The organism is Enterobacter sp. T2 (assembly GCF_010692925.1).
GTDB classification, from domain to species: Bacteria; Pseudomonadota; Gammaproteobacteria; order Enterobacterales; family Enterobacteriaceae; genus Enterobacter; species Enterobacter kobei.
Genome location: NZ_CP048736.1, coordinates 2,739,827 through 2,766,584 on the forward strand (window position 1 = coordinate 2,739,827; position 26,758 = coordinate 2,766,584).

24 protein-coding genes are annotated in these 26,758 nt (G+C 55.4%); 5 read left to right on the forward strand and 19 right to left on the reverse strand.

From position 1 onward, the window contains the following. Window positions 1–6: 6 nt before the first annotated feature. The 15 genes from G0034_RS13115 to G0034_RS13180 all read right to left on the reverse strand — a co-directional run bounded on the left by G0034_RS13115 (window position 7) and on the right by G0034_RS13180 (window position 14,781). A complete protein-coding gene (locus G0034_RS13115; RefSeq protein WP_179120938.1) occupies window positions 7–423 on the reverse strand; it encodes a hypothetical protein in 417 nt (138 codons plus the stop codon). Next, window positions 417–1,406, reverse strand: a complete 990-nt coding sequence (locus G0034_RS13120) for a hypothetical protein (protein WP_045134164.1) — start codon at window positions 1,404–1,406, stop codon at window positions 417–419. Before G0034_RS13120 ends, G0034_RS13115 begins: the two co-directional genes overlap by 7 nt. 113 nt (window positions 1,407–1,519) lie before the next feature. Then, complete coding sequence (locus G0034_RS23415) at window positions 1,520–2,038, reverse strand: hypothetical protein (protein WP_286079216.1); 519 nt, start codon at window positions 2,036–2,038, stop codon at window positions 1,520–1,522. After that, window positions 1,989–2,471, reverse strand: coding sequence for an Hcp family type VI secretion system effector (locus tag G0034_RS13125; RefSeq protein ID WP_014884229.1), 483 nt, complete (start codon window positions 2,469–2,471; stop codon window positions 1,989–1,991). Before G0034_RS13125 ends, G0034_RS23415 begins: the two co-directional genes overlap by 50 nt. A 179-nt stretch (window positions 2,472–2,650) precedes the next feature. Next, window positions 2,651–3,076, reverse strand: a complete 426-nt coding sequence (locus G0034_RS13130) for a T6SS amidase immunity protein Tai4 family protein (RefSeq protein WP_071922130.1) — start codon at window positions 3,074–3,076, stop codon at window positions 2,651–2,653. After that, a complete protein-coding gene (locus tag G0034_RS13135; RefSeq protein WP_014884231.1) occupies window positions 3,073–3,579 on the reverse strand; it encodes a type VI secretion system amidase effector protein Tae4 in 507 nt (168 codons plus the stop codon). The genes G0034_RS13130 and G0034_RS13135 overlap by 4 nt, the downstream gene beginning before the upstream one ends. Before the next feature lie 65 nt (window positions 3,580–3,644). Beyond that, on the reverse strand, window positions 3,645–5,144 hold the full coding sequence (gene tssC, locus G0034_RS13140) for a type VI secretion system contractile sheath large subunit (protein ID WP_014884232.1): 1,500 nt from the start codon (window positions 5,142–5,144) through the stop codon (window positions 3,645–3,647). Window positions 5,145–5,147: 3 nt separating this feature from the next. Next, window positions 5,148–5,672 carry a type VI secretion system contractile sheath small subunit gene (gene tssB / locus G0034_RS13145; protein ID WP_014884233.1) on the reverse strand — a complete coding sequence of 175 codons (525 nt, stop codon included), beginning with the start codon at window positions 5,670–5,672 and terminating at the stop codon, window positions 5,148–5,150. Between the two features lie 75 nt (window positions 5,673–5,747). Continuing rightward, complete coding sequence (gene tssA / locus G0034_RS13150) at window positions 5,748–6,764, reverse strand: type VI secretion system protein TssA (RefSeq protein WP_179120939.1); 1,017 nt, start codon at window positions 6,762–6,764, stop codon at window positions 5,748–5,750. Between the two features lie 11 nt (window positions 6,765–6,775). Further along, window positions 6,776–7,492, reverse strand: coding sequence for a type VI secretion system-associated protein TagF (gene tagF, locus G0034_RS13155; RefSeq protein ID WP_014884235.1), 717 nt, complete (start codon window positions 7,490–7,492; stop codon window positions 6,776–6,778). 16 nt (window positions 7,493–7,508) lie between these two features. Further along, entirely contained in the window at window positions 7,509–11,129 is a 3,621-nt protein-coding gene (gene tssM / locus G0034_RS13160; RefSeq protein WP_059372663.1) for a type VI secretion system membrane subunit TssM, read from the reverse strand. Window positions 11,130–11,131: 2 nt separating this feature from the next. Beyond that, window positions 11,132–12,370, reverse strand: coding sequence for a DotU family type VI secretion system protein (locus G0034_RS13165; RefSeq protein ID WP_045134169.1), 1,239 nt, complete (start codon window positions 12,368–12,370; stop codon window positions 11,132–11,134). 17 nt (window positions 12,371–12,387) lie between these two features. Then, window positions 12,388–13,731 carry a type VI secretion system baseplate subunit TssK gene (gene tssK / locus G0034_RS13170; RefSeq protein WP_179120940.1) on the reverse strand — a complete coding sequence of 448 codons (1,344 nt, stop codon included), beginning with the start codon at window positions 13,729–13,731 and terminating at the stop codon, window positions 12,388–12,390. A gap of 28 nt (window positions 13,732–13,759) precedes the next feature. Then, window positions 13,760–14,263, reverse strand: a complete 504-nt coding sequence (gene tssJ, locus G0034_RS13175) for a type VI secretion system lipoprotein TssJ (RefSeq protein WP_179120941.1) — start codon at window positions 14,261–14,263, stop codon at window positions 13,760–13,762. A 23-nt stretch (window positions 14,264–14,286) separates the two neighbouring features. After that, the gene (locus tag G0034_RS13180) at window positions 14,287–14,781 is read right to left on the reverse strand and encodes a hypothetical protein (RefSeq protein ID WP_014884240.1); all 495 of its coding nucleotides are present in this window, start codon (window positions 14,779–14,781) and stop codon (window positions 14,287–14,289) included. A 999-nt stretch (window positions 14,782–15,780) separates the two neighbouring features. Here G0034_RS13180 and G0034_RS13185 point away from each other — a divergent pair. Together G0034_RS13185 and G0034_RS13190 are read left to right on the forward strand one after the other, a co-directional pair. Next, entirely contained in the window at window positions 15,781–18,069 is a 2,289-nt protein-coding gene (locus tag G0034_RS13185; RefSeq protein WP_179120942.1) for an FdhF/YdeP family oxidoreductase, read from the forward strand. Between the two features lie 22 nt (window positions 18,070–18,091). Continuing rightward, complete coding sequence (locus G0034_RS13190) at window positions 18,092–18,988, forward strand: LysR family transcriptional regulator (protein WP_045269557.1); 897 nt, start codon at window positions 18,092–18,094, stop codon at window positions 18,986–18,988. Here G0034_RS13190 and G0034_RS13195 read toward each other — a convergent pair. Both G0034_RS13195 and G0034_RS13200 read right to left on the reverse strand, forming a co-directional pair. Next, the gene (locus G0034_RS13195; RefSeq protein WP_179120943.1) at window positions 18,967–19,725 is read right to left on the reverse strand and encodes a phosphate/phosphite/phosphonate ABC transporter substrate-binding protein; all 759 of its coding nucleotides are present in this window, start codon (window positions 19,723–19,725) and stop codon (window positions 18,967–18,969) included. The two genes, G0034_RS13190 and G0034_RS13195, sit on opposite strands and share 22 nt — an antisense overlap. Further along, entirely contained in the window at window positions 19,718–20,686 is a 969-nt protein-coding gene (locus G0034_RS13200) for a fatty acid desaturase (protein ID WP_045134173.1), read from the reverse strand. Before G0034_RS13200 ends, G0034_RS13195 begins: the two co-directional genes overlap by 8 nt. A 148-nt stretch (window positions 20,687–20,834) precedes the next feature. Between G0034_RS13200 and G0034_RS13205 the strand changes: the two genes are divergently transcribed. Together G0034_RS13205 and gap are read left to right on the forward strand one after the other, a co-directional pair. Then, window positions 20,835–21,815, forward strand: coding sequence for a GlxA family transcriptional regulator (locus G0034_RS13205; protein WP_179120944.1), 981 nt, complete (start codon window positions 20,835–20,837; stop codon window positions 21,813–21,815). A 78-nt stretch (window positions 21,816–21,893) separates the two neighbouring features. After that, entirely contained in the window at window positions 21,894–22,904 is a 1,011-nt protein-coding gene (gene gap / locus G0034_RS13210; RefSeq protein ID WP_179120945.1) for a type I glyceraldehyde-3-phosphate dehydrogenase, read from the forward strand. 40 nt (window positions 22,905–22,944) lie between these two features. Here the strand turns inward: gap and G0034_RS13215 are convergent, their stop codons facing one another. After that, entirely contained in the window at window positions 22,945–24,132 is a 1,188-nt protein-coding gene (locus G0034_RS13215) for an MFS transporter (protein WP_014884246.1), read from the reverse strand. A gap of 115 nt (window positions 24,133–24,247) precedes the next feature. On the opposite strand from G0034_RS13215, the gene G0034_RS13220 reads away from it, so the two are divergent. After that, window positions 24,248–25,204: an AraC family transcriptional regulator gene (locus G0034_RS13220; protein WP_023337412.1), complete on the forward strand. Its 957-nt coding sequence runs from the start codon at window positions 24,248–24,250 to the stop codon at window positions 25,202–25,204. 15 nt (window positions 25,205–25,219) lie between these two features. On the opposite strand, the gene G0034_RS13225 is transcribed toward G0034_RS13220, so the two are convergent. After that, window positions 25,220–26,560, reverse strand: coding sequence for a carbohydrate porin (locus G0034_RS13225; RefSeq protein WP_179120946.1), 1,341 nt, complete (start codon window positions 26,558–26,560; stop codon window positions 25,220–25,222). Between the last annotated feature and the right edge of the window lie 198 nt (window positions 26,561–26,758).

The following is a 26,758-nucleotide window of genomic DNA, read 5'->3' on the forward strand; positions in this document are numbered from 1 at the left end:
TCAAAACTATTTAATAAAGGTGATAAAATATAATCCAACAATGAGCCATAGAGTGAATATTAATGCCTGTAACTTATAACGACGATGTAACTTTAGTATCCAGCCAATTCTTTCTTCAGGCAACGACTGCACATATTTATAAGCTTCTTCCTGAACAAGCCTTTCACGCGTAAATTTCATTTTAATGCCTTTATAAAGGCGAACGAACCAGATTATTTTTTGATAATTAGCCAGCGAACCAAAAAAAGAAGCATAGTCGGTTACAAGATCCAGATCATATCCTTTGCGCCGATAGTCTGAAAGTAACTGATTATAATCAGCCTCGTGTTTTTTGAAATAACGAGAACTGAGCAGATCCATAATTATAACAATCAACAATAAAACCACGATAAGAAATAATAGTAAATTCTCTCTATTCACCATATTTTATCCATCATATACTCAGTCGCTCCGCCCGCTATCTCACCACCAACGTATCCACCTGCAGCTGCCCCGACAATGGAGCAGGCGAGCAGTCCTACGCCCCCCGTCGCAACACCAAGCGCAACGCATACACCAGCACCTGCCATGGCTCCGTATTTACCACCGTAAATACCCCCTGCCAGGCTTGCACCAAAGCTGCTGTATTTTTTCACAGCAACTTTAGAGCAACTCTGCTCTCGTCCCGCGGTGCAGGCATTGTAAACTTCATTAGTGGTATTTGCACCTGCAAAACCTATTGCAAGCCACCCTCCCGCTTTAAGAAAACGAGCGGCCTTAGAGGCATTATCGATATATGTTGAATAACCACGAATAGAAGCGACTCCGGCTGTACTCCATTCATGAACAATGGATCTGCTTGACAAGCCTAATGCATGCTTCAATTCGTTATAAGGTTTCATCTTTAAGGTCAGACGAGACAATTTGTTTAATAAACCATCCAACTCAGAAAAGAGGCGCTGACGCTCAACAAAAAACTGTTGGCTTATCAATGTCCCTTGTGCTCTGTACTGATTCTGGTAAGCCAACTCAATGGATTTAAGTTTTTTTTCTATTTCACTAAAATATTTTTCGCCTGCATCAGCAACGACACCAAGGGACTTATCCATAAAATTAGTGACTGCAGCTATAGTACTAAAATGTTGGTTAAAGAAATTCGCTTCTCCAGAGTTAAGATCGGCCAGAGCACCATTGACTTTCTTTTTAGCAAGCTGTAATTGCTTAAGTTGCACAGAATTATTACTTCCCGGCACATCTAGAATCAACATCTGCCCAGGCTTTGACCACTGCGCATCACTATTAACCTGCATGAAATAACGTGCAGCATCACTATTTGGATTATTGAATAAAAGCCTTGCCTGGAAATCCAGGGTTCCGGGTTGCTGAACAATACAATATCCCGGATTAACTAATGATTGACTAGCCATATTCATTCCCATTGATTTTCACAAATAAGCACTCGCATTCAAATAAAAATGGAGGTGAACCAGCATCCAAACGTTGATGTTTTCTTAAAAAACGGCAACGTTTAAAAACTCTCCTACTCTGTTTTGGCTAGCGATAACTCACCTTTGGCATTTACACTGAGAATAAAGCGAGCCGCATAGCGAAGTTCCGTATTATGAGTTCTCGCCTTCAATACCACATCATATTCCCCTGACTGCCAGTCCACTTTATCCCAGCGAAGACACTCTTCAGAGTTTAAAATGTGGGTGGAAGGAAATGTTCCTGGAGAGAAAGCAATTTCCCATTTGGTACCTACACGTCGAGATATAGAAGGTTCGTAAACTAACACAGGCTCACTTAGCCTCATGTCATTCGAAATCCCAAAACAGGGTACATTTTTTTCCACCTTAACAGTTAAACTTTGAAACTGAGCAGGATGGGATATGCAGGCGCTACATGATAATACAATGGGTATAACCGTTAACGCTCTTTCCATCGCAAAAACACGCCGAATAGTGAACCAATCATAATGGCCGGGGAAAACTCCCCGGCCACATGCGCAATTACGCTTCTTTGTTCTCTTTGATGTTCCAGCCAGCGCTGCTTTCAGCACCTTTACCACCGGCAGTGGTCTGCTCCCAGTACTGCTGTTTCACTTTCGCAGCCTGGAACGCGTAGGTCACACCAACGGTATCGCCGTTGTCTGCACCGGTGTACTGAACAGAAGTCACCAGCACATCTTCCAGCGTGATGCGGGTATATTCCACCTGCTGACCACCGGCTTTACAGACGGACAGTTCAACTTTGGTCAGGTGTTTACCGCTGGCGCAGTGTTTCAGGATTGCAGTGGTGGATTTGTCGATCAGAGCGTTAACGTGCAGATCGTTAAAGTTTACTTTACCGGCACCGCCGCCACCGCCAACGCTCATATTACCCGGCTGGGAAGCGCCCCAGGAGAAGGAGGTAATATCAGTCCAGCCGGTGTGGTTAGAATCTTTAGATTCGCCCGTAACACCCTCGACCTTCAGAAACATATCAATAGCCATAATATCTACTCTTCGTGGATGAACAATATTGCTTTCGAAAAAGCACTTATATGGCAAACAGGAAAGCATGGGGCTGAATAAAACCGTCCATATTTTACCTCTGCCTCATATCAAATGACCCGTGTCATTTGACAGTCTTACATTCCCCCTGAATAAATGGAAAGAATGTGAAGTCTTTACTACTGCGGGTTATCCTGAAGCCAGGTGCGGTCAGGATTGCCGATAATTAATTGAGGTGCAAGTTTATTAAGTTCGTCGCTATGATAAAGACGTAGACAGTTTAACGTTACGCCTTTGACATCGGGTTTTATCTCAGAATGAAAGGCATTAGTTGCGCCTTTATATTTATTAATAAGGGCATTAATTTTGTCATTGCCATTTTCAATATCGAAAGGTACCCATTCCAGTAATGCATTACTGCTTCGGGCAGCATCCAGAGAAAACTGGCTTTTATCATCTGAAACTTGTGCCAGGCAGCGAGAAAAAACAACGTCTTTAATAACTTGCTTATAAGGCATTTTTTTGACAAAGAACACCGGATCGTCAGTTGCATAAACAGAGGCGGAACTGGTGAGCAACAGTAGACTGGCAATTATTTTTTTCATGGCAACTCCCAAAAATTGGCTTTGGTCGTCGTGTAATTCGTCTCCGGTGCATTGAAATAACAGTGATCTGAACAGGTTAAACCATTCCAGAATGTGGCATGACCTGCGGCGTCACTCCAGCCCTGTACCTCAAACAGAATTACGCCCTTTTTGTTGGCTAATTGCTGAACGGGTAAGGAAGGATAACTCACGACCATGTCAGGTTTTCCCCACTGGCGCGTCAACCAGGCAATGACATCCTTTACGCGGTAGAAGTACCATTTATTATCAGCACCGGATACCGTGAGATTTGCAATACGCGGAACGGGATGTCCGGTATAGTTAAGAACATAACTCATGCGTACGGCACAACTATTTGACCACCCGCCCTGATCTTGCGGTATTTCGAAGTTGTGCTTAACCTTGCCGCCGATAACTTGCTTAACTTTGCCGATAGAATCATTTGCATCGTAAATACGTGTTGCCGCCGCCCAGGCAGCAACAAACGAAGGTCTCGCGGTCATATTTCCTCTCAAATTTCCATGCTATAAAGCAAACGCCGGGCATGGCCTCCCGGCGGCAATCATCATCACGCGTCTTTCGTCTTCAGCGACGGCAGTTTAGAAACCAGACGCAGGGAAACGGTCAGGCCTTCCAGCTGGTAGTGTGGACGCAGGAAGAACTTCGCGGCGTAGTAACCCGGGTTGTCTTCAATCTCCTGCACCTGCACTTCCGCAGCCGCCAGCGGTTTACGGGACTTGGTTTCCTGAGAGGAGTTCGCCGGGTCACCGTCCACATAGTTCATTACCCAGTCGTTCAGCCAGCGTTCCATCTCTTCGCGCTCGCGGAAGGAGCCGATTTTGTCGCGCACGATGCACTTCAGATAGTGGGCAAAGCGGCAGCAGGCGAACAGGTACGGCAGACGAGAGGCCAGACGCGCATTCGCGGTGGCATCCGGATCGTGGTACTCGGCCGGTTTTTGCAGAGATTGCGCGCCAATGAAGGCAGCAAAGTCGGAGTTTTTCCGGTGAACCAGCGGCATGAAGCCGTTTTTCGCCAGCTCGGCTTCGCGGCGGTCGCTGATGGCGATCTCGGTCGGGCATTTCATGTCCACGCCGCCGTCATCGCTTGGGAAAGTGTGGCACGGCAGGTTTTCGACTGCCCCACCGGACTCCACGCCGCGAATCGAGGTGCACCAGCCGTACTCTTTGAAGGAGCGGTTGATGTTGGCCGCCATCGCATAGGCGGCGTTCGCCCACGAATAGCTGTTGTGGTTTGCGCCGTCGGTCTGCTCTTCAAAATCAAAGCTGTCGACCGGGTTAGTGCGGATGCCATACGGCAGGCGCGACAGGAAGCGCGGCATCACCAGCCCCAGGTAGCGGGCATCTTCAGATTCACGCAGTGAACGCCAGGCCGCGTATTCGGTATTCTGGAAGATTTTGGTCAGGTCGCGCGGGTTAGCCAGCTCCTGCCAGGACTCCATCTGCATCACGCCCGGTGCGGTACCGGTGATGAACGGACAGTGTGCCGCAGAGCCGATGCGCGCCATTTCGCCCAGCAGCTCAACGTCCTGCGGGCTGTGGTCGAAGTAGTAGTCGCCCACGATGCAGCCAAACGGCTCGCCGCCAAACTGACCGTACTCCTGCTCGTAGATTTTCTTGAAGATCGGGCTCTGGTCCCAGCCCACGCCCTTGAAGCGCTTCAGGGTACGGCCCAGCTCCTGCTTGGAGATGCTCATAAAGCGGATCTTCAGCATCTCGTCAGTTTCGGTGTTGTTCACCAGGTAGCTCAGACCGCGCCAGGCGCTCTCCAGCTTCTGAAACTCTTCGTGGTGAATGATCTGGTTCACCTGCTGAGAGAGTTGTTCGTCGATACCGGCAATCAGGTTCTGAATGGTGCGATAGGTATCGTTAGAGAAGGTAACGGTATTCTCCAGCGCCTGCTGTGCCAGGGTCTTGACCGCGCTTTCCACGGCAGAACGCGCCTGATCGGTTTTCGGGCGGAACTCTTTGTTCAGCAGCGCGCTGAATTCATCCTGGCTGAAGGCCTGACCCGCCTGCTGCTCATGTTGTTGAGTCTGGTTGCTCATCGATTATTCCTCGCTACCTTTCGCACTGTCGTCATTTTTCGGCAACTGGCTCAGAGATTTGAGCAGCGTCGGATCCTGCAGAATTTTTGCGATCAGCTCTTCCGCGCCGTTTTTGCCGTCCATGTAGGTCAGCAGGTTGGAGAGCTGAGTACGTGCTTCCAGCAGCTTGTTCAGCGGCTCCACCTTGCGGGCCACCGCGTCCGGCAGGAAGTCGTCCATGCTGTCGAAGGTCAGATCGACGTTGAGCTTACCTTCGCCGGTCAGGGTATTATCCACCTGGAACGCCACGCGCGGCTTCAGCGCCTTCATGCGTTCGTCAAAGTTGTCGATGTCGATTTCAAGGAATTTGCGATCGTCGACCGCCGGCAGGTTTTCCACCGGTTTACCGACCAGATCGGCCATGACGCCCATCACAAACGGCAGCTGAATCTTACGTTCTGCACCGTAGATCTCTACGTCGTACTCGATCTGCACGCGGGGGGCACGGTTACGTGCGATGAATTTCTGCCCACTGTTACTCATTGCCATGATGTTCTCCATCAAAGATGCGCGGTGAAGGTGAAACGGCAGGCTCCATGCCTGTCGTCATAATGCCTGGACGCGTTATTCGCGGCGTCCAAAGATGTTTTCCAGTTGGTTAACGCCGTCTGGCGCCAGGTCGCGAATAATGTCCATAAAGTTAAGTTCTGACAGCCGCTGCACCCGTTCAATCATCAGCGGTGCGGGGTGGCTCGGTTCGTACTGCGCAAAATACTGTTTTGCTTTTTCCAGCATCAGCTGCGCATCGGCACGGCTGGTGACCTGCACGCTGCGCCAGTCGGTAACCGGCTGAACGGGTTGCGTTGCCGCAGGTTGATGATCGGCTTGCGGTTCAGCCTGCGCCTCACGGCCCGGCAACAGCTTGCTGATGTCGGTCACCTGACAGGCACTGGCGACCAGTCCTGTGGTCTTCAGCAGTTGCTCCATCTCGGGTACACCGCTTTCACCGAGATATCCGGTAAGCATCGCGCGGATGGCCAGCAACCGCTCGTTAATCACGATTACCGCGGCAGTCCCTGGCTGGTCGCCGCGGGCCAGTTCGTCAATCAATCTTGGACGGCCCCCCGGATAGTCCGGGCATTCAGTTTTACTGCCGTCCAGCAGTGCCTGGGCGTCCCGCAGCGAAATTTCATCGCCGTTTGAACGCAGCAGCGAGGCGTTGCGTACCGCAATGGTGAGTTCAGATTTATCGCTCAGCCCCGCCAGGGCATTAATCCGATAGAACGGGTCGGTTTCGCCATACTCCTCCAGAAGCGGATAGAGCGGCTCCCAGTAGCGCGCGAGCGCCTCCTGCACCAGCAGCAGCCCGTCTGCGTAGCCTGCCAGCCCGCGGCGGCGTGTCCACGCATGGGTTAGCGCCAGCATCACGCGCAAATCTTTCGTGCGCGCCAGCAGGCTGGTGGCGTATTTTTCTACCGTGTTCCAGTCAGCAGGCTCTGCCGGGATAATGGTGTCGCCAAACTGCTGTTCCGCTTTCCCCTGGCTTGCCTGGTTCATCACCTGGAAGTCAGCGTCGTATTCCAGATTGTCGCCACAGGGTTTATCCGGGCTTATGGGCGCGAGAAATTCTTCGATATTCATGAGATCCCTGCTTATTCAAACATGGGCGGATAAAGACCGTGACGTCCCGGGCGGGCGCCCCCTGCCGGGTCGAACAGCAGGGTGAAAAGCTGCCCGGTAAAGTTGCCGCTGTGGACATGGGTGTACAGCGGGTAACCGTCGCAGCGGTTGGTCCACCAGTAGCTGGTCTGACGCAGCGGGTCAAAACACTCTGCCGCCTGCGGCCAGCCCAGCGTGCTCTGACCGTCCTCGTCATAGCCAATCACGTCAAGGATGTCGGAACGCTTTTGCGGCTCGACGGGCTGCGGAGCCGGAATGGACATCAGCATTTCATCCAGCTGCGAGGCGGAAAAACTGTTGCGCACCGCGTGCAGTCCCAGACGACCAATCTGCTGATACCAGCTTTCCGCCTGGCTGAGCAGGCTGGTCGACCACTCTGACGGGGCGAAGCTCAGCTGGATGCACACCGGGTATTGTCGGCCAACGCTGTCCCGACCGGGCAGCAGGCAGCCCATCTGGATCATCTGGCTACCCAGCATTGGGGGGACAACAAAATTCCACACCGGCGCTTTGGTGAACGGGCGTTCTCCGCTACGCTGCTCTTCCTGCTGCCAGGCAAGCAGGCCAACCTGAAACCAGTGCGACCACTGGCGCTGTAAAGTGTCAGGAAAGCGGCGCTGCAGGAAATCTCCGGCGCTGGGTAATTTGCCATACCAGCTGTAGCGGTTCATCGCAGGGGTATTCGTCATACGGCTGTCCTTGCGGTTATGGGCATGAGAAACGGGGTAGCTGGAACGGATTGCGAATGCTGTTTGGCGCAAACTCCAGCGTGACCTGATGTCCGTCGACGTTGAAGGTGGCCTGACGGCTCAGGCTACCTGCGCCCGGGCTGGTGCTCGCTTTGTCGAAAAAGCGGTTGAGTGCCCAGGCGCCGTTGGTCACCAGCGTCGCTGTGCTGCCGTTAGCCAGCCCCAACTGCATGCGGACCTGGTTGGTGCCACCCGGCCCCGGCCAGTTCATGATTTGAACGGCTTGCGGACCGTGGCTGTAGCGCAGCAGCTGGCCGTCAACGTCCAGCGTCAGGTTCAGGATGGTGTTATCCATTCGCACGGTGCGTACCGTGACCTTGAAAGACGGCGTGGTGGCACCATTCGCAAAGAAAGCGTCGCGAATCGACTGGGCCTGCTGGAACGGTCTCAGCAGCCCTTCGCTTCCCGGCAGCGTTTTACCGTCGATGCCCGGCATAAAGCGCCAGTTTGCCTGGGTGGTATCGACTTTATTGGTCAGGTTGTCGCGAAAGAAGGTGTCCATCAGCCCGGTACCGGGCGCAAACATGCGGGCGAGGTCGTCTGGGGTGACTTCCGTGCTGGCGCTACGCACCAGCGGATAACGCCCGGCAATGGCCTGGCGGCAGAACCCGCCCACTTCGACGTTAATCCGCTTACGCACATTCTCCAGATCGCGGCGCTGGGTATCGCTGCTGGCACCCACCGCCATATTGCTGAACATGGTCTGCAGCCCACCCGGCAGACGACCGGCGCTGGCCTGCAGACGGCTGATCGCCTCGCCGCCCGGCGCTGGCATGCCGCTGTTGGCGGCATCCTGTACGGCGGTCAGGTAACGATAAAGCTCATCCACCTGCTTAAGAAAATCATCAAAGACGATGGTCTTGCCCCCCTTCTCCAGCGGCTGGGCCAGCTCAATCATCGGGGCGTAGTGGTCCGTCACCAGCTGTTCCGGAGCCTGGGTAACGGCAGCGGCCTGCGTCGGGGCAGTGTCATTATTGCTGAACAGCGCTTCCAGCGTGCGGGTGGCACGGTTGCTCTGCGCCTGCGCTTTACCGGCGTCTTCCGGGGCTGGCGTATCGCGCGACAGCGTCAGCACCTGGCTCAGGTTCTGCACCAGACGGCGCAGGGGTGAGTTTGCGCCTGAGAGCAGACGCGCTGTATTGATGCGCTGGGAAAGATCGGCGCTGTTGTTAAGCTGAATGTCGGCGAGAAAGCGATCCCAGGTAGCGATAAAGTCGCGCATGTAGAGCTGACGCACGGCGTTGTCAATCTGCTGTTTATCCTCCTGCGCCGTCGCGGCGCCCAACACCCAGGCGTCGTCTTCATGCAGTGCGGTGGTCACGCTGTCGATCTGGCTGTTAAAGCTTTTCCAGTAACCGTCTGGCGTATAAAGACCCGGCACGCCGTCGCTTACCGACTTGCCGCTTTTGCGTGAAAACACCAGCTCGCTCTGCGGTCCGCCCAGGTCGGAAAGGGAGACCGGCTTAAGGTTTTCATCATGTTCCAGCAGACGCTTAAGACGACCATACACGCGAGTGGATAACGGCTGCTGATTGATCAGCGCGCGTTCACGCGCCACCAGGGACGCGTCCTGCGCGTACGGCGAAGCCTGAATTTTCGGCTCCAGCAACTGCGTCAGGTGCCATTCAAGCTGTTGCAGCTGCGCTTTCGTCACGTTCTGCGGCAGGTTACGCTGCAGATTGAGCATCACCCATGAATGCAGGAATTTACCGTCGTAGTGCTTCGGCTGGTAAAGCATCTGATAGGCTTTCAGCGCTTCATAGCTGTACTCCACGTCGCTGCCATTATCGTTGCGAAGCCAGGTGGTGATGTGCATGGCGACCGCTGGCAACAGCAGCTGATCCAGCGCTTTCTGGTACAGAGACTGAGAGGCATCGCTGACGTCATCTCCGCGGTAGAGCCCCATGCGACGGGAAACCGGCGGATCGTTTACATCAAACGCATCGCTTTTTGGCAGATCAACCAGACCATTCATCAGCGGCAGCAGATCGAACAGATCGCGCTGCGGCTGGTTCTGCAAGGCTTTGCTCTGCTGATCCAGCAGCGGCACCTTCGCATCCACCTCTTCCAGATAGGCCTTATTTTTGGCATAGCTGGTCAGCCACAGTCCGCCGAGTATCACCAGCAGGGCCAGCAGCGCCGCATAGCCGGACCAGATCACCGCCCGGTTACGCAGTTCCCACCAGCGGTTTTCTCCGGCAATGCCGGCTTCCTGGAAAATGACGTTTTGCAGCAGGTTTTTAATAAAGAAGCTTTGGCCTTTCGCCCCAGGGATCGGCGCGTCTTTACTTACCGAATCCCAGTTATCACTCTCTCCCCCTTCCGGCAGAGAGAGCGCACGGTTCAGTTCGCCCATGACGCGGTCAAACGGCATCCCTTCCTGGGTGCCGCTGGCAAAGTAGATCCCACGCGGAGAGAACTCGGTTTCAAAGTTGGAGCGGGCGAAGACCGTGCTCAGGTAATCCGCCAGCAGGGGACGCAATGCGGCGAACTCCTGCGGGAAGAGATACGCTTCGGCACGGGTTTTCGCGTCATGCTCTTTCAGCATGGTTTCCGGCAGCCCGGCATCGAGGCGCTGCTGCAAGAGCGAGAACTCTTGCTGGAAGTTGCCCATCAGGTCGTAATCGGCGTGTTTAGTCTGCTCCCACGGCAGCGTAAAGCCCCAAATCTGGTCCCGCTGCGCTTTGTCGTAGTCGGCAAACCACGCACGGAAGCCTTTGAGCAGGTCAGCTTTGGTGACCATCACGTAAACCGGGAAGCGGATACCCAGCTGCTCATGCAGCTCAGAAAGACGCTGGCGCAGATTCACCGCCTGCTGGCGTGACGCCTCGGCAGACTGGGTGAGCAGATCAGAGATGCTGATGGTGACAATGACGCCGTTGATCGGCTGACGACGACGGTACTTACGCAGTAACCCCATGAACTGCAGCCATTCACCGGCGTCCTGCACCTGCTCGCTTTCTTGCGTGGTATAGCGGCCCGCCGTGTCGAGCAGCACAGCCTCGTTGGTGAACCACCAGTCGCAGTTGCGCGTACCGCCGATACCGCGCAGCGCGGTCTTACCGAAACGGTCAGCCAGCGGGAATTGCAGTCCGGAGTTAACCAGCGCCGTGGTTTTACCGGAGCCCGGTGCGCCAATAATCACGTACCACGGCAGTTGATACAGGTATTGCGTGCTGAAGCGTTGCGTCCACTGGGCGCTCTGTCCTGCTTTGCTGAAGTGCGCTTTTTTGAGCATCTGCGCGGCTTCATCGAAACGGCTGGCAAGGATTTGCTCCTCGCTGTTCAGGCGTTTCTGCGGATCCGCCGCTTCCGGGCTGGTGGTGTTCTCGTTGAGCTTGTCCATCAGCTTGCGGTTCAGCCAGGCGTTATAAAGACGCGGCAGAATGTGTCCCTGCGCCCAGAGCAGATAGACCACAGCAATACTGATAATGCGGTTCTGTTCAGATTCCAGGGGTCGGGTATCCACAATGGACAACAGCGGACCAATCATCCAGATCACCGCCGCAAGCGCGGTTACGCCCAGGAAGCTCCACAGAATGCGGTTGGTCAGAATGGAAAGAAGTGTAGTCAGCATCCTTAGTTTCCTTGCGGCAATCCGTTCAGCTCAGCCTGAGTGTTTTCAGGCGACACCAGCAGAGTAATTTCCACACGGCGGTTACGGGCGCGGTTTTCCGGCGTCGTGTTCGGTGCTACCGGGTTAATCTCACCCCGCCCTTCCGCTTTCACGCGGTCTGGCTGAGAGAGGCTTCCTTGCAGCATTTTCTGTACCGAGCGGGCGCGTTCCAGAGAAAGCTCATAGTTGGAAGCGAAGCGCGCGCTGCGGATTGGAACGTTGTCGCTGTATCCCACCACCAGAATTTTGCCGCTGACGTTGTTCATCGCCTGCGCTATGCGGTTAATAACCGGTTCATAACGGTCACGCACCACCGTCGAGGCGGAGGCAAACAGCCCGTCTCCTTTCAGGATAACGACGCTGCGATCCGCTTCATCTTTTACCGCGACCAGACCTGCCTCGATTTCAGGCTTCAGGAAGCCGCGCAGGTTTAGCACTGCGGGCAACTGACGGGCCGGTTGCTGAATGGTGGTTTCCGGCAACTGGGACTGATAAATCTTCGCCAGGACCGGACTGGTGTTATCGCCAAGACGCCAGTTAAGGACGATATAAAACAGGCAGGCGATAAACCCGGCCAGCGCCACGCAGGCCCACAGGGGAACCATCGGCCGCCACAGCTTACGCAGCACCGGGCGATCTTCCGGGTGGGGAGACAGCGGTGGCGGATAGCTGCCCCGCACGCCGCGAATCATCTGCCACAGCCGCTGCTTGATGGTCTCAAGCTGGGTGCGACCATTGTCCAGCACACGGTAACGCCCTTCGAAACCGAGCAGCAGGCAGTAGTTGATCATCTCCAGCAGGAGGATATGTTCGCGCGGGTTCTGCGACAGACGCGCCAGCAGCTGGAAAAACTTCTCGCCGCCCCAGGTTTCGTTATGGAACGTCACCAGCAGGCCATTGCTTGACCAGACGCCGCTGCTGCCCCAGGGGGTAAGCGCAGCGGCCTCATCCAGCGCCGTGCAAAGGCAGTAACGCGCCCCGACGATCACTTCGTAGGGTAGCCCCGCCTGCTGACAGCGGACTTCAAAACGGCGAATCTCATCGATCAGGCGCTGGCGTAACGCCACCTGATCGTCATGTGAAACCGAATGACGGATCTGCGGAATCGCATTGAGCAGCGGATTAGCGGCCGCCACCAGCTGATTGTTGCTACTGGCTCCGGTAAACGCGGCATCACTGCCGGTATCCTGTCGTTCCTGCATATTAAGCGCTCGCTTTATTATTCTGTCGGGCTACGGATGGCCCAAAACTCCATATCCAGCCCCGGGAACTCCCCTGCCAGGTGCAGGGCGAAGGCGCCGGACTTATCCATCTCGTGCCACAGCTCGCTGCCCTTCTCCAGCTCGAAATAGCTGTAGCCTGCATGCCACGGGATCTGCGGCGGCGCGACCGGCATGGCGCGCAGCATAATGCCCGGCAGCTGAAGCTGGACCAGATCGCGGATTTTCGACACCGGCGCGATTTTCATCTGCGCAGGGAAATGGGTTTGCAGGTGTTCGCCGGGCACATTCGCTTTGACGGCCAGCACGAAGCCAAACTCGCGTACCATGCTGGTTTCAGGAACGGTGGCAATGTTAAGACCATGCGAGCGCTCGTTAAGCGGCAGCTGAATAGCGTGGTCTTCCATCACCAGCGACAGCCCCTGACGCAGCATCAGCATCAGCTTACTGAAGCAGTTCGCCAGATCGTCGTGATCGTAGACCGGCAGCACGCTCTCCGTGGTCCGTTGCGGGGTCCAGGTGGCGAGCTCGGACGCAAACGGCAGCCAGCTGCGCCAGAGGGTTTCCGGGTGCAGCAGCGGCAGCGTTTTTAAATGCGAAACCTCGCCAAGATGACGGTTCACCAGCGACAGTAACGTAAATTCAATCAGTTCCGAGGTGTTAAAACGGCCAGGCTGGCGCAGACGGCCGCCGATCTGCTGGCTGCGCTGCACCAGTAAGCCGTGCAGATCGTTAATCATGCTGTAGATCTGCGGACTGTTATTGGCGTTCAGCATCGGCGGGATGTAGCTGTTATCGAGCCGGACGTGGTTGTCGTGGCGTTTTTCAGTGACAAACGCCACGCCGATAGCGGTCCATTCTGCCGTGAGATCTTTTTCCAGCATCAGCGTCAGGCGCAGGCGGCCAAACTGTACGGTGGCATCCCCCACCGACATGGCGTTATCGTCTTCGACCTCTTGCTCGAACGCGATGAAGCGCGCCAGCGAGGCCGGCTCTTCGCTAAAGATCACCTCTTCCCGCTCGCCACGACGTACCGGCAGCGCGAGCACCACCTTTTCGTTGATGAGATTGTCAGGGATTTTAAGCGGCACAGGACCATTGCGTCCGTTGCGCACCTGGAAGAAGGTCCCGTCTGGCAGAAGCCCACTGCAGTAGCTCAGGGCAATGCATCCCTGACGAAGCATCGCTTCGTCGAGTTCAACATCAAGAAAGCCCCAAAGATAGGAACGCTGCAACGCACCCCATTCACGAACGTGGTTGAGCAGATAACTTTCAGTCCGCTGAAAATGGTGTGGACGCAGGAACATGCCTTCGGTCCAGACGACCTTTTCTGCTTTCGTCATGATGATGTGTTTCCTGTTGTGAAGCGCGTTACTGGCTGATGACCCGAATGCCATTTACGTCGAGAAAAACGTTGGCCTGGAGTTCATCCGCGGACCATTTCCAGAACTGGTAGATATGATTGTCGCCTGGCACAGGCAGAGGGAGAGACACGCGCCATTTTTTACCATCCAGCTTCTGATATTCCGCCATCACGCCGATGTAGCGCGCCTCGGGATCGCTCTGACCGCTGAGGGTTTTCGACAGCTGTCCCGGCATCAGGAAGAACACATCGCTGTTCAGCAGATTCGCGCCAAGGGTTGCTGACGCGTTGTTCTGCAGGGAATAGAAGTCGCTGGACATGAAATCCGCATCGGATTTCAACAACAGCACACGGACTTTAAGCGGCGCAGAATCATTGATTTGTGGATGAGCCTGAAACTGCAGATTGTAGCGGGAGGGGTCGCTGTGTGAAGACGACGTACAACCACTCACAAGGGCGAAAAACGCCGCGTAAAAGACCAACCACAGCTTATGAAAATTTTTATTATTCATAAAAATACGCCCACGAAAGCCGTTTAGTTCAGGATCCAGGTACCGTTAGCGCTGTCTTTGCAGGCTTTGCTGTTGCCATCGACATCAACGCAGGTCGCTTTTTTACGCGCCTTAGGACGAATGGCCTGTTTACGGACGGTCGCTTCATACTGGTCGGCTTTGATAACTGCACGCATCGGGACGTAACCAATCAGTTGGTCATTACCCTCATCGGCAAGCGCCATCCAGTAGTGTTCAACCTGACCCAGCACCACGTAGGTTTTTCCGGTTTCCAGCGTACGGATAACCTTTCCGCCAAAGTCAGGACGGCTCATCAGGGAAGCCGGATACATGGCACGATAAGGCTCGTTGAGCGGAGTGAATTCCGTCGGCGGCAACACGGCGTGACGGTGCGTTAAGGTGACACCGTTGACCTGACTGGTCACGATCGTGTCGTCGTTGATTGCAGGTTTCTGTGGCGCTTTACAGCCCGCCACCGCCATGACAAACAGAAGTGAAAACAGTACGCGCATTTTCATATGCTTTTCCGTAGCGATATTTCGATAATGGAGATAAGGGGATGAAATTTGACTTAGGTGCTATTGTTAAAATAGTCAGGATAATTTCGGGGTGTTACTATTTTGAGGGCATAGCTACCGCACGAACCTTTCAGAATAAGGCCCAGCGTCTTCCTGACATATTTTGACAAACGGTAAACAAGTTTACATGAGCTTCGCATCAATTCAATATTTACCGCTACGTAAGTGGCGGTTAATGAAGCAGTCGAAACATTATAGGATTTATCTGATAAAAAAACCCGACATGGCCTACTTTCACTTATTTTCACTCCACACACAGACTTAAGTTATTGTTTTAAAAATAAAAAACACAAAAGAGAACGACTTTCATTAACGCAATAAAGCTATTATCGCCACTACCATAATTAGTAGAATTCTCCTATTGGTGATGTCAAAACAATATATCGCCGATGAATTATTTGTTGCACTAACAGGGTATCTTTAATATTAACCGTACTGTCCGCTCGCAGGACGCCTATTTCACTTATGACGCGGGCGTTAATTTTACTACTCAAAATAACTTTATATTTCACGCTGTGATAATTACCGCATAAGACTTCAAAACAGTCATTAATCATTAAGCGAGAATAAACATTCAGGTCCCTATTTTAATCCTGAAGGTGCTATACCCCCTGCCAGCCGTGGCATTTCTGTTTCTGATCGACCTGAGCCTTCATTCGAAATTTTATCGGTGCTACATCCTTCCTCGCCCACCGCTATCTACCCCACCTACTGGATGATAGATATAATTTATTATTAAAATGATAAAAAAACGTTATAATTTCATTAAATATTTAAGCCGCCTGTCAAGTAAGCCGCTGTAATAAATAGCATTTAAGATAAGCAATTATGTTGCGTCGCGTGCACTTCCCCACCCAACCCTCATTGCTTTAACTTATTGCCCTTTGCAGTGGATTGACGGGCGCAGGCGCGGTATGACCGAACAAGTCAGGAGTAGGTATGAACAAGAAAAGACGCTCAGTTCCCGGTATCAGACACTATGATGGCCCTGCCGGCGGCTGGGGTGCGCTAAAAGCGACAGCCATTGCGGTACGAACCCAGATGGATACCTTTGATGCCCCCGCCACGCTGCTGCGCACCAACCAGCCTGATGGTTTTGACTGCCCGGGCTGCGCGTGGCCCGATAAAGAACACAAATCGACCTTCCAGTTTTGTGAGAACGGCGCCAAAGCGGTAACCTGGGAAGCCACCAGCAAGCGCGTTACCCCCGCGTTCCTGGCGGAAAACACCGTCTTTTCTCTGCTGGCTAAATCTGACTTTGAGCTGGAAGGGTATGGTCGTCTGACGCATCCTCTGCGCTATGACCGGGTAAGCGACACGTTCAAACCGGTTGAGTGGGACGAGGCGTTTCAACGTATCGGCGAGGTGTTGCGCGAGCTTGAACCGGACCAGGTCGAGTTCTATACCTCCGGGCGAGCCTCTAATGAAGCGGCATATCTTTTCCAGCTGTTTGCACGCGAATACGGCACCAATAACTTCCCCGACTGCTCGAATATGTGTCACGAGGCCACCAGCGTCGGTCTACCCCGCTCCATCGGGATCGGGAAAGGCACCGTCTCACTGGACGACTTCGATAACACCGAGCTGGTGATCTCCATCGGCCATAACCCCGGCACGAACCATCCGCGGATGATGGGTACGCTTCATGAGCTGGCGCGACGCAACGTGCCGATTATCGTCTTTAACCCGTTACGCGAGCGCGCCCTGGAACGTTTTGCTGACCCGCAAAGCGTCATTGAAATGGCAACCTATAGCTCAACGGACATCGCCTCGACCTACTTCCAGGTGAAGGCCGGAGGCGATGCCGCCGCGCTGAAAGGTATGGCCAAACACCTGCTGGAAATGGAGGCCGAACGCGGTAACGTGCTCGACCACACGTTTATCGCAGAACACACCCAGGGCTTTGATGACTTTGCCGCCGACATCGCGCAGACGCGCTGGGATGACATTGAGCGCGAGTCCGGGCTCAACCAGGCTGCGCTCAAAAAGGTGGCCGAGGCCTATGCGAAATCCAACGCCACCATCATTACCTACGGGATGGGGATTACCCAGCACAATAAAGGCACGGCAAATGTCCGGCTGATCGCTGATGTGCTGCTTCTGCGCGGAAATATCGGCAAGCCCGGTGCGGGAATATGCCCTCTTCGCGGCCACTCTAACGTTCAGGGGAACCGTACCGTCGGGATTAGCGAGAAGCCCACCCCGGCCTTCCTGAACCGTCTGAAAGAGGTGTTTGGCTTTGAGCCGCCTTCTCACCATGGGCATGATGCGGTGCAGGCGACCCAGGCCATGATCGACGGTCGGGCGAAAGCGCTTATCTGCCTCGGCGGTAACTTTGCCGTCGCGATGCCCGACCACGAGAACGGCTTCCCGGCAATGGGTAACCTTGATTTGAGTGTTCACGTTGGTACTAAGCTGAACCGTACCCATCTGCTGGTGGGTAAAGAGACGTTTATTTTCCCGTGCCTTGGCCGTACCGAGCTGGATGTTCAGGCCACCGGTCGTCAGTCCATCACCGTCGAAGACTCCATGTCGATGGTGCACGCCTCCTCCGGCAAGCTGAAACCCGCCTCACCGTTACTCCGTTCAGAACCCGCCATCGTCGCCGGCATGGCGAAAGCCACCCTGCAGGAGACCCGCGTGGACTGGATGACGCTGGTTGAAGATTACGACCGTATCCGCGATCTGATCGAGCAGACCATCCCGGGCTTTGAGGACTACAATGCGCGGATCCGTATTCCGGGCGGCTTTCGAATGCCGCTTCCCCCAACGAAACGCGTCTGGCCAACGGCGACGGGAAAAGCGATGTTCTCCGTATTCGACGGCGTACACGAGAACGCCAGCGGTGAAGGCGAGCATGTTCTGCGTCTGATTACGCTGCGCAGCCACGATCAGTACAACACCACCATTTATGCTCTGGACGACCGCTACCGTGGCGTGTTTGGCCGCCGCGACGTGCTGTTTATGAACGAAGAGGATATGGCCCTGTCAGGGCTGGAACACGGCGACCGCGTGGATATCGAAACCGCCCTGCCCGGCAGCGTTCAGCGTCTGGAAGACATTACCGTAGTGGCATACCACATCGCGCGGGGTTCAGTCGGGGCTTATTACCCGGAGGCCAACGTGCTGGTGCCGCTCGATTATCTGGATAAGGACAGCGGTACACCGTCTTACAAATCCGTTCCGGTTCGCATCATCCTGCGCTCGAAAGAGATCCGCATGCTGTAAGGCTGTTCGCGAAGAGTCATCCATGGATATTAAACAGTTAAAATACTTAATTGCGCTCGACGAGACCCGCCATTTTGGTAAAGCGGCCTCGCAGTGCAACATCACCCAGCCGACCCTCTCCATGCGCATCCGCAACCTGGAAGAGGAGCTCGGTCTGGTGCTGATTGCGCGCGGGCAGCGCTTTGAGGGTTTTACGCCAGAGGGCGAACGGATCCTGGCGTGGGCGCGTGCTCTGCTTGCCGCTCACGACGGACTACAGGCGGAAGCCGCGCTGTGCAAAGGCCAGGTGGTGGGTGAATTACGCCTGGGGATGGTTCCGCTGGCGAGCGTCGATCCGATGATCTTTATCCGCCAGTTGACGCAAAAATACCCGGAGCTGACCTACAGCCTCTATTCCATGTCCTCTGCACACATTGCCGATGGCGTCAGCCGCAACCAGCTGGAGCTGGGTATTTGCTATCTCAACAGCATCGATACCAGTCTGTTTGACATTATTCAGTTGCCTGAGACGAAGATGGGCCTGCTGCATGATATTCGTCATTTCCAGCTGGACCCGACGCCGCTGACCTGGCAGGACCTGACGGATTTTCCGCTGGGGTTCCTGACAAAAGGGATGCATTACCGGGCGCATATGGAGGCCAGCTTTGCCGCCGCCGGAATCGAACCCAGATCCGTTTTCGAGAGCGACTCTACGTTCCAGATCATTCAGGCGGTTCAGAGCGGCGTTTGCTGCGCCGTGATGCCGCTGAACAACGGGCTTGAGGCGCTAAACAACCATTTCAGGATTGTCCCCATCGCCGACGCGAACATTGAGGCACCCATCGGCCTGATAATGCGCAGGCAAAAACCCCTCTCCTCCCTGGCGCTGCGCTGTTTTACCGACGCGCAGGAGATTTATCATGCGGACAATGACGCATAAGCCTGGCGCGTGACCACGCTAAACCCGCCGATCAGCACCGCATCACAGACCGCCCGGTGCTCCGGGACGGTTACCAGCGCGTGAAGCGCATCGCGGATGGCGTTAAGCGTGTCAGGAGGTGTATGAGGCGACGTGATTAAGGGCAGGCCCGGCGTTAGCGGAGTTTGGTCAATCACCGTCAGACCCGCCAACGCTTCCGGCTCATGACGCTGCAGGAGTGCCCAGGTGACACAGTCGATAGCGGCGATATCACCCTTCCCACGTTTGACGTCAATCAGCGACTGACGGTGGCTGCCGCTGAATGACGTTTGCGAAAAGAAAGGGGCGCGGGTCACCCACGGTGCCACTTTTTTTCGCAGCGCGTGATAGCCGGACTGCGAGTCAGGAGAATTACAGACCGCCCGGCGTCCGCGAAAATCCGCCAGCGTAAGAGGCCGCTCCTCCGAGCGCGTCACCAGAAAGCTGCGGTAGTGGCTCCCTTCGCATCCCGCTGCCGTGTAGTGAAAACAGCCCACCACCTGCACCTCCGGGAGCTGCGTGACCAGCGGGTAGCCGCAGGTCTGGCTGAGAATCAGCGCCGGCTGCTGCCAGTGGTTCAGCAGGTCCGATTCGGGCCAGCGGGGGACACGCTCAACGTACACGCCCCGGTCGGCCAGACGTTGTTGTACCGCCAGCCAGAGCGCTCGAGTGTCGGCGCGATCCACGGCATACATGGGAAACGCCAGCAGGTTACTCATATCTTTCCTCTTGTTTTCCGGGGTGAACGGTGACCGCCACTGGCCGGGTCGAGAACTGGCGTAGCCATTCGCCATAGCCCCTGACTACAAAACCGTGGTTACGCTGCCGGTACGCCTCGCGGTTTTGGTGGTAGATCGTCTGTAACCCATACCAGGGAACGCCCGGTAAATCGTGGTGAATGGAATGGTAGTTGAGATTTAAAAACAGTACCCGCCAGAATAGCCCAGCCTCGTTAATGACGGAACGCGCCAGCGGATCGTCCGCCGCGCGATGTTCGTAAAAGGAACGGACCTTGGTCAGCGCCAGCGCCGGATAGCTTACCGCCAGCACAAACCAGACGGGTGAAAAGCCGTTATGCGTCATCCAGGTGAAAAGCGCCGCCAGAAGCACAGCGTGAACCAGCCACATCGCCATCGCCCGCCGTTGACGCTGACGAAAGGCCGCCACGGCGATCCCCAGCGTCTGCAAAATATCCAGCAGCGGTGCCAGCACTATCCGCCCGCAGAAGGTATTGCGAGCCTGGATCATGCGCTTCTGCCAGGGGGAAAAGCGCGCCCAGCTCGCCTCTGTAAAATAGTACGACTCCGGGTCATCCACCGGGATGGTCAGACTGTCGTGACGATGATGCGCCAGATGGGAATCCCGGTACAGGCCATAGGGATACCAGACCGCCAGCGGGAGCGTGCCAAACAGCTGGTTAAGCCAGGCAAAACGCGTGGGATGCCCGTGGATCAACTCATGCTGCAGGGACATGTACCAGGCGGTAAACCAGATAAGCAGCAGCGTGGCGGGCAGCAGGCCGAGCGTTTGCCAGAACGTCAGCGTGGTAAACCAGCCAGCGTAAATCGTCAGGATCAGCAGCCATGTGGGCAATTCGCTTCGCCACAGAAATCCTGAGGCAAGATGGTGGATGCGATCGCGCTGTTGCGGATGCAAATAGAGAGATCTTCGTTTACCCATTCCTTCAGACGCCGTTTCGCCAGAGACACTACCCTGACGATCGGGGATAACGTCTGAAATGACAAAGAACTTAAATCGCTTTGCTTTGCCAGAAACAGAGGCCCACGCTCGGCTTGACTTATTCTGTGATAAAGGTACTTTTCAGGACATGAAGAAGATCTTAATTATCGTCCCTGACGGCGGCATGCTGTTTGAAGCCGCCGGTATCGCCGACATTCTGATGCAGGCTAACCGGCTGCACCCGGAAGGGCTTGCGCACCCCCGCTACCGCATTATTATCGCCACCACGCAGCCGCACCAGGTGATCCACGGTCAGTCCGGCCTGAATCTGCTGGCGGATTATCGTCTGCCTGAACTGGATCCGCGTGAACCGCTGGACACCATTATCATCACCGGACGCGGGATGAACGAGCAGGAGAGCACGGCGGTGGTGGACTGGCTGCACCTTGCTGCGCCGCATGCCCGGCGGATAGCCTCCATTTGCGGCGGCGCGATGCTGCTGGCCCAGAGCGGCCTGCTGGATGGTCGTCGCGCAACCACCCACTGGCGGTTGCTGGAGACCATGCAAACCCAGTATCCGGCTATCCGCGTCGAAGGCGGTCCACTGTATATTCAGGATGGTCCCGTCTGGACCTCCGGCGGCGTGAGCTCGGGGTTTGATCTCACTCTGGCGCTGGTGGAGGATGACTATGGTTTCACCCTCGCCCGCGACGTGGCGCAGGATATGGTGATGTACCTGCGCCGCCCCGGCGGTCAGCTGCAGTTTAGCCGCTATAGCCTGCAGCCGTCCGGCGCGTCCGGGCCAATAAGCGACCTGCAGGGCTGGATACTACAGAACCTCACTGCCGACCTGTGCGTAGAAAATCTGGCCGAGAAAGTGGCGATGAGCCCGCGCAATTTCACCCGGGTCTTTACCCGGGACACAGGCGTTCCACCTGCCCGCTACGTAACCGAAGCGCGCCTGGCCGCCGCCAGACAGCTGCTTGAGCAAACCCCTGATTCCCTTGAGCGCATTGCTGAGCAAAGCGGGTTTGGCACCAGCATTAACCTGCGCCGCGTGTTTGAGAAACAGCTCCAGCTTACCCCGGGCGAGTACCGCCAGCGCTTCCACTGTCGCAAGATGGCGTAATCTGATCCTTTTTTGTCGTTTACGCCAATCGGCCTGACGCCTACAGTGACTCCAGACAACAGAGATAAGGAGTGCACCATGGTTAAGGTCGGTATTAACGGTTTCGGCCGAATCGGACGTAATTTCCTGCGCGCAGCGCTGGGTAACCCGGCTCTTCAGATTGTGGCCATTAACGATCTGACGGACAGCAAAACCCTCGCCCACCTGCTGAAACACGATTCCCTTCTGGGTAAATTGCCCGCACCGGTTGAAGCGGCTGACGGCGCATTGCAGGTTGATGGCCAGCGGATCGTGGTGTTTAGCGAACGCGATCCGGCAAATATTCCGTGGCGTGAAGCTGGCGTGGATGTGGTAATTGAAGCCACCGGCTTCTTTACCGAGCGGGAAAAAGCGGCGGTGCACGTCACGCACTGTGGTGCAAAGCGCGTCATCATCTCCGCGCCCGGCAAGAACGACGATCTGACCGTCGTCATGGGCGTGAACCATGATCGCTATGATCCGGCTCAGCACGTTGTCGTGAGTAACGGGAGTTGTACCACGAACGGTCTGGCTCCGGCCGCGCAGGTACTGCATCAGCAGTTCGGGATTGAGCATGGCCTGATGAATACCACGCATGCCTATACCAACAGCCAGGCACTGCACGATCAGCCGGAAAAAGATCTGCGCGGTGCACGCGCGGCGGCGCTGTCGATTGTGCCCTACTCCAGCGGCGCGGCAAAAGCGCTCGGCAAAGTCATCCCCTCTCTGGACGGTAAGCTGACCGGGTATTCCCTGCGCGTGCCGGTTCCGGTGGTATCGATCGTCGATTTGACGGTCACCCTGAGCCGTAACGTGACTGCCGAAGAGGTGAATGACGCATTCCGCAGTGCGGCAGCCAGTGGGCCACTGAAAGGCATTCTGGGGTATAGCGATGAACCGCTGGTTTCCAGCGATTATCAGGGCGATCCGCGCTCCTCCATTATCGACGGGCTTTCCACGCTGGTGATTGGCGGGAACATGGTGAAGATCCTGGCGTGGTATGACAACGAGTGGGGATTCTCCAACCGCCTGGTGGACTTGGCGGTGCTGATGGATAAAAAAGGGCTGTAAGCCTCAAGCCGGGTGGGATAAGCACCCACCCGGCATAAAATCACGCCGCTTTGACCTTCACGCCCATAAATACAATGACCATCGCCGTCACCAGCAGGAAACCACTTCCGGCAAACACGCCGCTGGCCCCGTTGAGGTCAAACACCACCCCGCCCCCGGCCGCGCCAGCGCTAATCGCCAGCTGAATGGACGCCACCAGCAGCCCTCCGGCACTTTCCGCTTCATCCGGAACGGTGGTGGCAAGCCAGGTTGACCAGCCCACCGGCACCAGACCGAACGCAAAGCCCCACAGCGCCACCAGTAATCCGTCCAGCATCGCCAGATGACCAAACGCCACCATCATCAGCGCGAGTATGCCCATGCCGAACGGCACGAGGGCCAGCGTCAGGCGCAGATTACGGGCCAGCAGATGCCCGGCAATGGAGGTGCCGACAAAGTTGGCAAGCCCGAAGCCCAGCAGGATCAGCGAAATGGTTTCAACATTTGCCTGTCCGACGGTTTCAAGGAACGGGCGCAGGTAGGTAAAGAAGGCGAAATGGCCGCTAAAGATCAGAATGGTCGCCAGCATGCCGCCAATCATGCCAGGACGGCGCAGCACGCGGAACAATGTGCCAAGGCTACCGCTACTCTCTGGCTTCATGGACGGCAGCACCCAGATCTGCCACAGCAGCGCCAGCATGCTCGGCAGAATGCAGAGAATAAAGACGTTGCGCCAGCCTATCAGGCTTCCCAGATAGCTCCCCAGCGGGGCCGCGACCACGGTGGCGATCGACACGCTGGAGAAGATCACCGCCAGCGCTTTCGGCACTTTGTCCGCCGGAACCAGACGCATTGTTGTGGCCGTCGACATCGCCCAGAACCCACCGATGGCAACCCCTAACAGCAGACGCCCCATCAGCAGAACGTGCAGAGTGGGCGCAAAGGCTACCAGCAGGCTGGAGATAATTTGCAGCACGGAGAAAAACATCAATACCCAGCGACGATCGATTTTCCGGGTCGCCGGGGTGATCAGCAGTCCGGTGACTAACGCCACCAGCGCAGTGGCGGTCACGGCCTGCCCGGCCATCCCCTCACTGACGCCCAGGCTCGCGGCCATCGGCGTCAGCAAACTGGCGGGCAGGAACTCCGCCGTTATCAAACCAAAAACCCCCAGCCCCAGTGAATAGACGGCTCGCCAGGCGGGTTTGGCAGGCGCGACGGCCTCTCTCGCCTCGACACATGCATTCATCTGTTGATCTCCCGTTATAAAAGTGTGACAACTGTCGCAAAAGCATAGAGGGTTCACCCTGGACGATCTATGACATATAATCTCCACTTATTGATTATTCGTCCGGAGTTACGCCATGACCGCACAGTCACCCGATTTGATCAGCGAACTTTTACGCGGCATGCGTCTGTCGGGGGTGAAATACCGCCGGATTGAAGCCAGTGCACCGTTTGGCGTCGCGTTCCATCAGGCACCGGGCAAGGCGCAGTTCCATTTTGTGAGCCACGGCAACGCCCTGCTGCGAATGGACAGCGGTGCAACCTTCGAACTGAGCAGCGGCGATGCGCTGTTTATTCCTGGCGGTAATGCCCATGCCCTGCTCTCTGACGAAAAGGCAACCATCACTCCAGTCAACGCTTTCCCCAGCGAGCCCATCTGTAGCTCGGTCTGTGCCATTACCTGTGAGCCCTGCCCGGAGAGCGAAAACACCATCATCTTTAGCGGGTGTATGGATTTTGAGCTAGGCGGCATGCAGCCGCTGATCAAAGCGATGCCGGAAGTGATGATGGTCAGCCGGTTGATGTCCACCTGGCCGGAAATTCATCCGCTACTGGCCGCGATGGAGCGCGAGTCAATGACGCGTCAGGTCGGGTTTGCCGGGATCCTCGCCCGTCTGGCTGACGTGGTGGCGGCATTGATTGTTCGGGGCTGGGTTGAAGCAGGCTGTGGTAAAGCGACGGGCTGGGTGCAGGTCTTACGCGATCCGCGTCTGAGCCGGGCCATCTACGCCATGCACCAGCAGCCGGGCCTGAACTGGAGCGTGGCGGATCTGGCGAAAGAAGCGGGCACCTCCCGCTCCGTGTTCGCTGAACGGTTTCTGGCGGCGACGGGGACGACGCCGGCAAAATATCTCAGCGAGCTCAGAATGCGACTGGCTATTCAGTATATTCGCCATGAAAATCAACCGATTGAAACCGTCGCGCTGCGGCTCGGTTACGGGTCTCTGGCGGCGTTTAGCCGGGCATTTAAGCGCATCATCGGCCATGCGCCGGGCACGCTTCGGGAAGTCAGCCAGACCCCTGAAGAGGTCTGACCGACTGACAGGACATCAGAAATAGTATTTAAAGCGCACGCGACCACCGTAGCGATCGTCATTTTTATTGTCACCCTCTTTCGGGGATGCATTGACCCATGACGCATACGCGCCCAGATAGATGTTGAAGTTTTTCATCTTCATGACGTTCGGGATCAGGTACGAGGTATGAATAGTATGGATGTCATACTCGCCCGGGTCGGTTATCCAGCAGTCGTTTTCACACTCTGCGTCAAACGTTGAGGAATTAAACTCGTCGATTTCGTTATGGGCATAGATGTAACCCAACTCAAAATTACGCCAGAGGGCATTAATAGCTGAGGTAAAGTCGGTTTCGCCCGTCGCGTCCAGATAAGCCGTGTTGAGATTCATGACCACTCCGTTTTCCGGATCGGTTTTGAGCCCGTCCCAGGTCATCGTGAACCCGTAGCCCGTTCTCTCTGACTGGTCTACCCAGCGCCCGGCATCGTCGCGATAGCCATAAGCGTTGTTGACCAGGTTGGTCTCCATGGCAACCGCGCTGGAAAACGGCCCATTCTGCCACGAGATGACCGGGCGCACGTAGGCCACATTTTTGTCGTTCTCAAGTTCTGCACCGTGATAACGCTGGTCGACATACAAATCGCTGCCGTCTTTAAACAGGGTATTCAGCTCAAAATACCAGTTATCCAGCGTCTTGTTCATCAGGAAGTTGCCCCCGCTGTCGGTTCGCCCACGCCCCTCCTTCAGCATATAGATATAGCCGTAGCCGTCGCTGTAGAGATCGTCTGCGGTATTCCCGGAGTATTCCACAAACGTATCCTGGTTGAGCGGGAACATGTCATAGGCCTCAAAGCGTCCGACTTTTATTTCCCAGTCATTCTCAGTGCCAAAGAAGAATACCGCATCATCCAGGTACATTTGCCCGGCGAGGTCGCCGAGCGGCTGGACGGAGAATCCGGCAAAATTGCCGTTATCCATTTTACGATAACCATCAAAGCCTAATAAAATACGCCCGTTAATATCCCAGCGTTCTTTATCGCCCGGCGCCCAGTCGCTATTAGCACTTTGCTTAACAGACGTGAGGCTACCCGTTTTACTGGCGGCATCCATATTAAATTCCACATCACCGTAGAATTTAATATCACCAAACCCTGAGAGCGTCAGTTTTGGCGGAGCGGTTTTGCTCACCGGCTCTTCCGACTGCACCACAACGGCTGGCGCAGCCTGCGTCGCGGCGGCCTGCTGCTGTTTAAGCTCCTGAATTTGCGCTTCCAGTTGCGCCAGCTTTTCTTCCACGTTCATTGAGGGTTGTGCCGCCAAAAGTGCACCGGAGTAGAATGCGCTTATCAGAATTACCGTTTTCTTTAATTGCATAGAATCCATCCTGATTATAAAAGTGAATACCCAAATATCGAGCACAGCCATTTCCACCAAATACCCTCAACGGTGCTATTATGTTTTTTCACAACGTAATTATGATTTTTAACTTGTGTGATCGGCACAGAGAAAACTTGCGGTAATGAAGAGAAGAAAGACCACCCGCTTCACACTCTTATTTCATTAAGTTTATGT

Bases quoted from the DNA above. Each gene is read 5' to 3' on its own strand.
- G0034_RS13115 (WP_179120938.1), bottom strand. From the start codon at position 423: ATGGTGAATAGAGAGAATTTACTATTATTTCTTATCGTGGTTTTATTG.
- G0034_RS13120 (WP_045134164.1), bottom strand. From the start codon at position 1,406: ATGGCTAGTCAATCATTAGTTAATCCGGGATATTGTATTGTTCAGCAA.
- G0034_RS13125 (WP_014884229.1), bottom strand. From the start codon at position 2,471: ATGGCTATTGATATGTTTCTGAAGGTCGAGGGTGTTACGGGCGAATCT.
- G0034_RS13130 (WP_071922130.1), bottom strand. From the start codon at position 3,076: ATGAAAAAAATAATTGCCAGTCTACTGTTGCTCACCAGTTCCGCCTCT.
- G0034_RS13135 (WP_014884231.1), bottom strand. From the start codon at position 3,579: ATGACCGCGAGACCTTCGTTTGTTGCTGCCTGGGCGGCGGCAACACGT.
- tssC (WP_014884232.1), bottom strand. From the start codon at position 5,144: ATGAGCAACCAGACTCAACAACATGAGCAGCAGGCGGGTCAGGCCTTC.
- tssB (WP_014884233.1), bottom strand. From the start codon at position 5,672: ATGGCAATGAGTAACAGTGGGCAGAAATTCATCGCACGTAACCGTGCC.
- tssA (WP_179120939.1), bottom strand. From the start codon at position 6,764: ATGAATATCGAAGAATTTCTCGCGCCCATAAGCCCGGATAAACCCTGT.
- tagF (WP_014884235.1), bottom strand. From the start codon at position 7,492: ATGACGAATACCCCTGCGATGAACCGCTACAGCTGGTATGGCAAATTA.
- tssM (WP_059372663.1), bottom strand. From the start codon at position 11,129: ATGCTGACTACACTTCTTTCCATTCTGACCAACCGCATTCTGTGGAGC.
- G0034_RS13165 (WP_045134169.1), bottom strand. From the start codon at position 12,370: ATGCAGGAACGACAGGATACCGGCAGTGATGCCGCGTTTACCGGAGCC.
- tssK (WP_179120940.1), bottom strand. From the start codon at position 13,731: ATGACGAAAGCAGAAAAGGTCGTCTGGACCGAAGGCATGTTCCTGCGT.
- tssJ (WP_179120941.1), bottom strand. From the start codon at position 14,263: ATGAATAATAAAAATTTTCATAAGCTGTGGTTGGTCTTTTACGCGGCG.
- G0034_RS13180 (WP_014884240.1), bottom strand. From the start codon at position 14,781: ATGAAAATGCGCGTACTGTTTTCACTTCTGTTTGTCATGGCGGTGGCG.
- G0034_RS13185 (WP_179120942.1), top strand. From the start codon at position 15,781: ATGAACAAGAAAAGACGCTCAGTTCCCGGTATCAGACACTATGATGGC.
- G0034_RS13190 (WP_045269557.1), top strand. From the start codon at position 18,092: ATGGATATTAAACAGTTAAAATACTTAATTGCGCTCGACGAGACCCGC.
- G0034_RS13195 (WP_179120943.1), bottom strand. From the start codon at position 19,725: ATGAGTAACCTGCTGGCGTTTCCCATGTATGCCGTGGATCGCGCCGAC.
- G0034_RS13200 (WP_045134173.1), bottom strand. From the start codon at position 20,686: ATGGGTAAACGAAGATCTCTCTATTTGCATCCGCAACAGCGCGATCGC.
- G0034_RS13205 (WP_179120944.1), top strand. From the start codon at position 20,835: ATGAAGAAGATCTTAATTATCGTCCCTGACGGCGGCATGCTGTTTGAA.
- gap (WP_179120945.1), top strand. From the start codon at position 21,894: ATGGTTAAGGTCGGTATTAACGGTTTCGGCCGAATCGGACGTAATTTC.
- G0034_RS13215 (WP_014884246.1), bottom strand. From the start codon at position 24,132: ATGAATGCATGTGTCGAGGCGAGAGAGGCCGTCGCGCCTGCCAAACCC.
- G0034_RS13220 (WP_023337412.1), top strand. From the start codon at position 24,248: ATGACCGCACAGTCACCCGATTTGATCAGCGAACTTTTACGCGGCATG.
- G0034_RS13225 (WP_179120946.1), bottom strand. From the start codon at position 26,560: ATGCAATTAAAGAAAACGGTAATTCTGATAAGCGCATTCTACTCCGGT.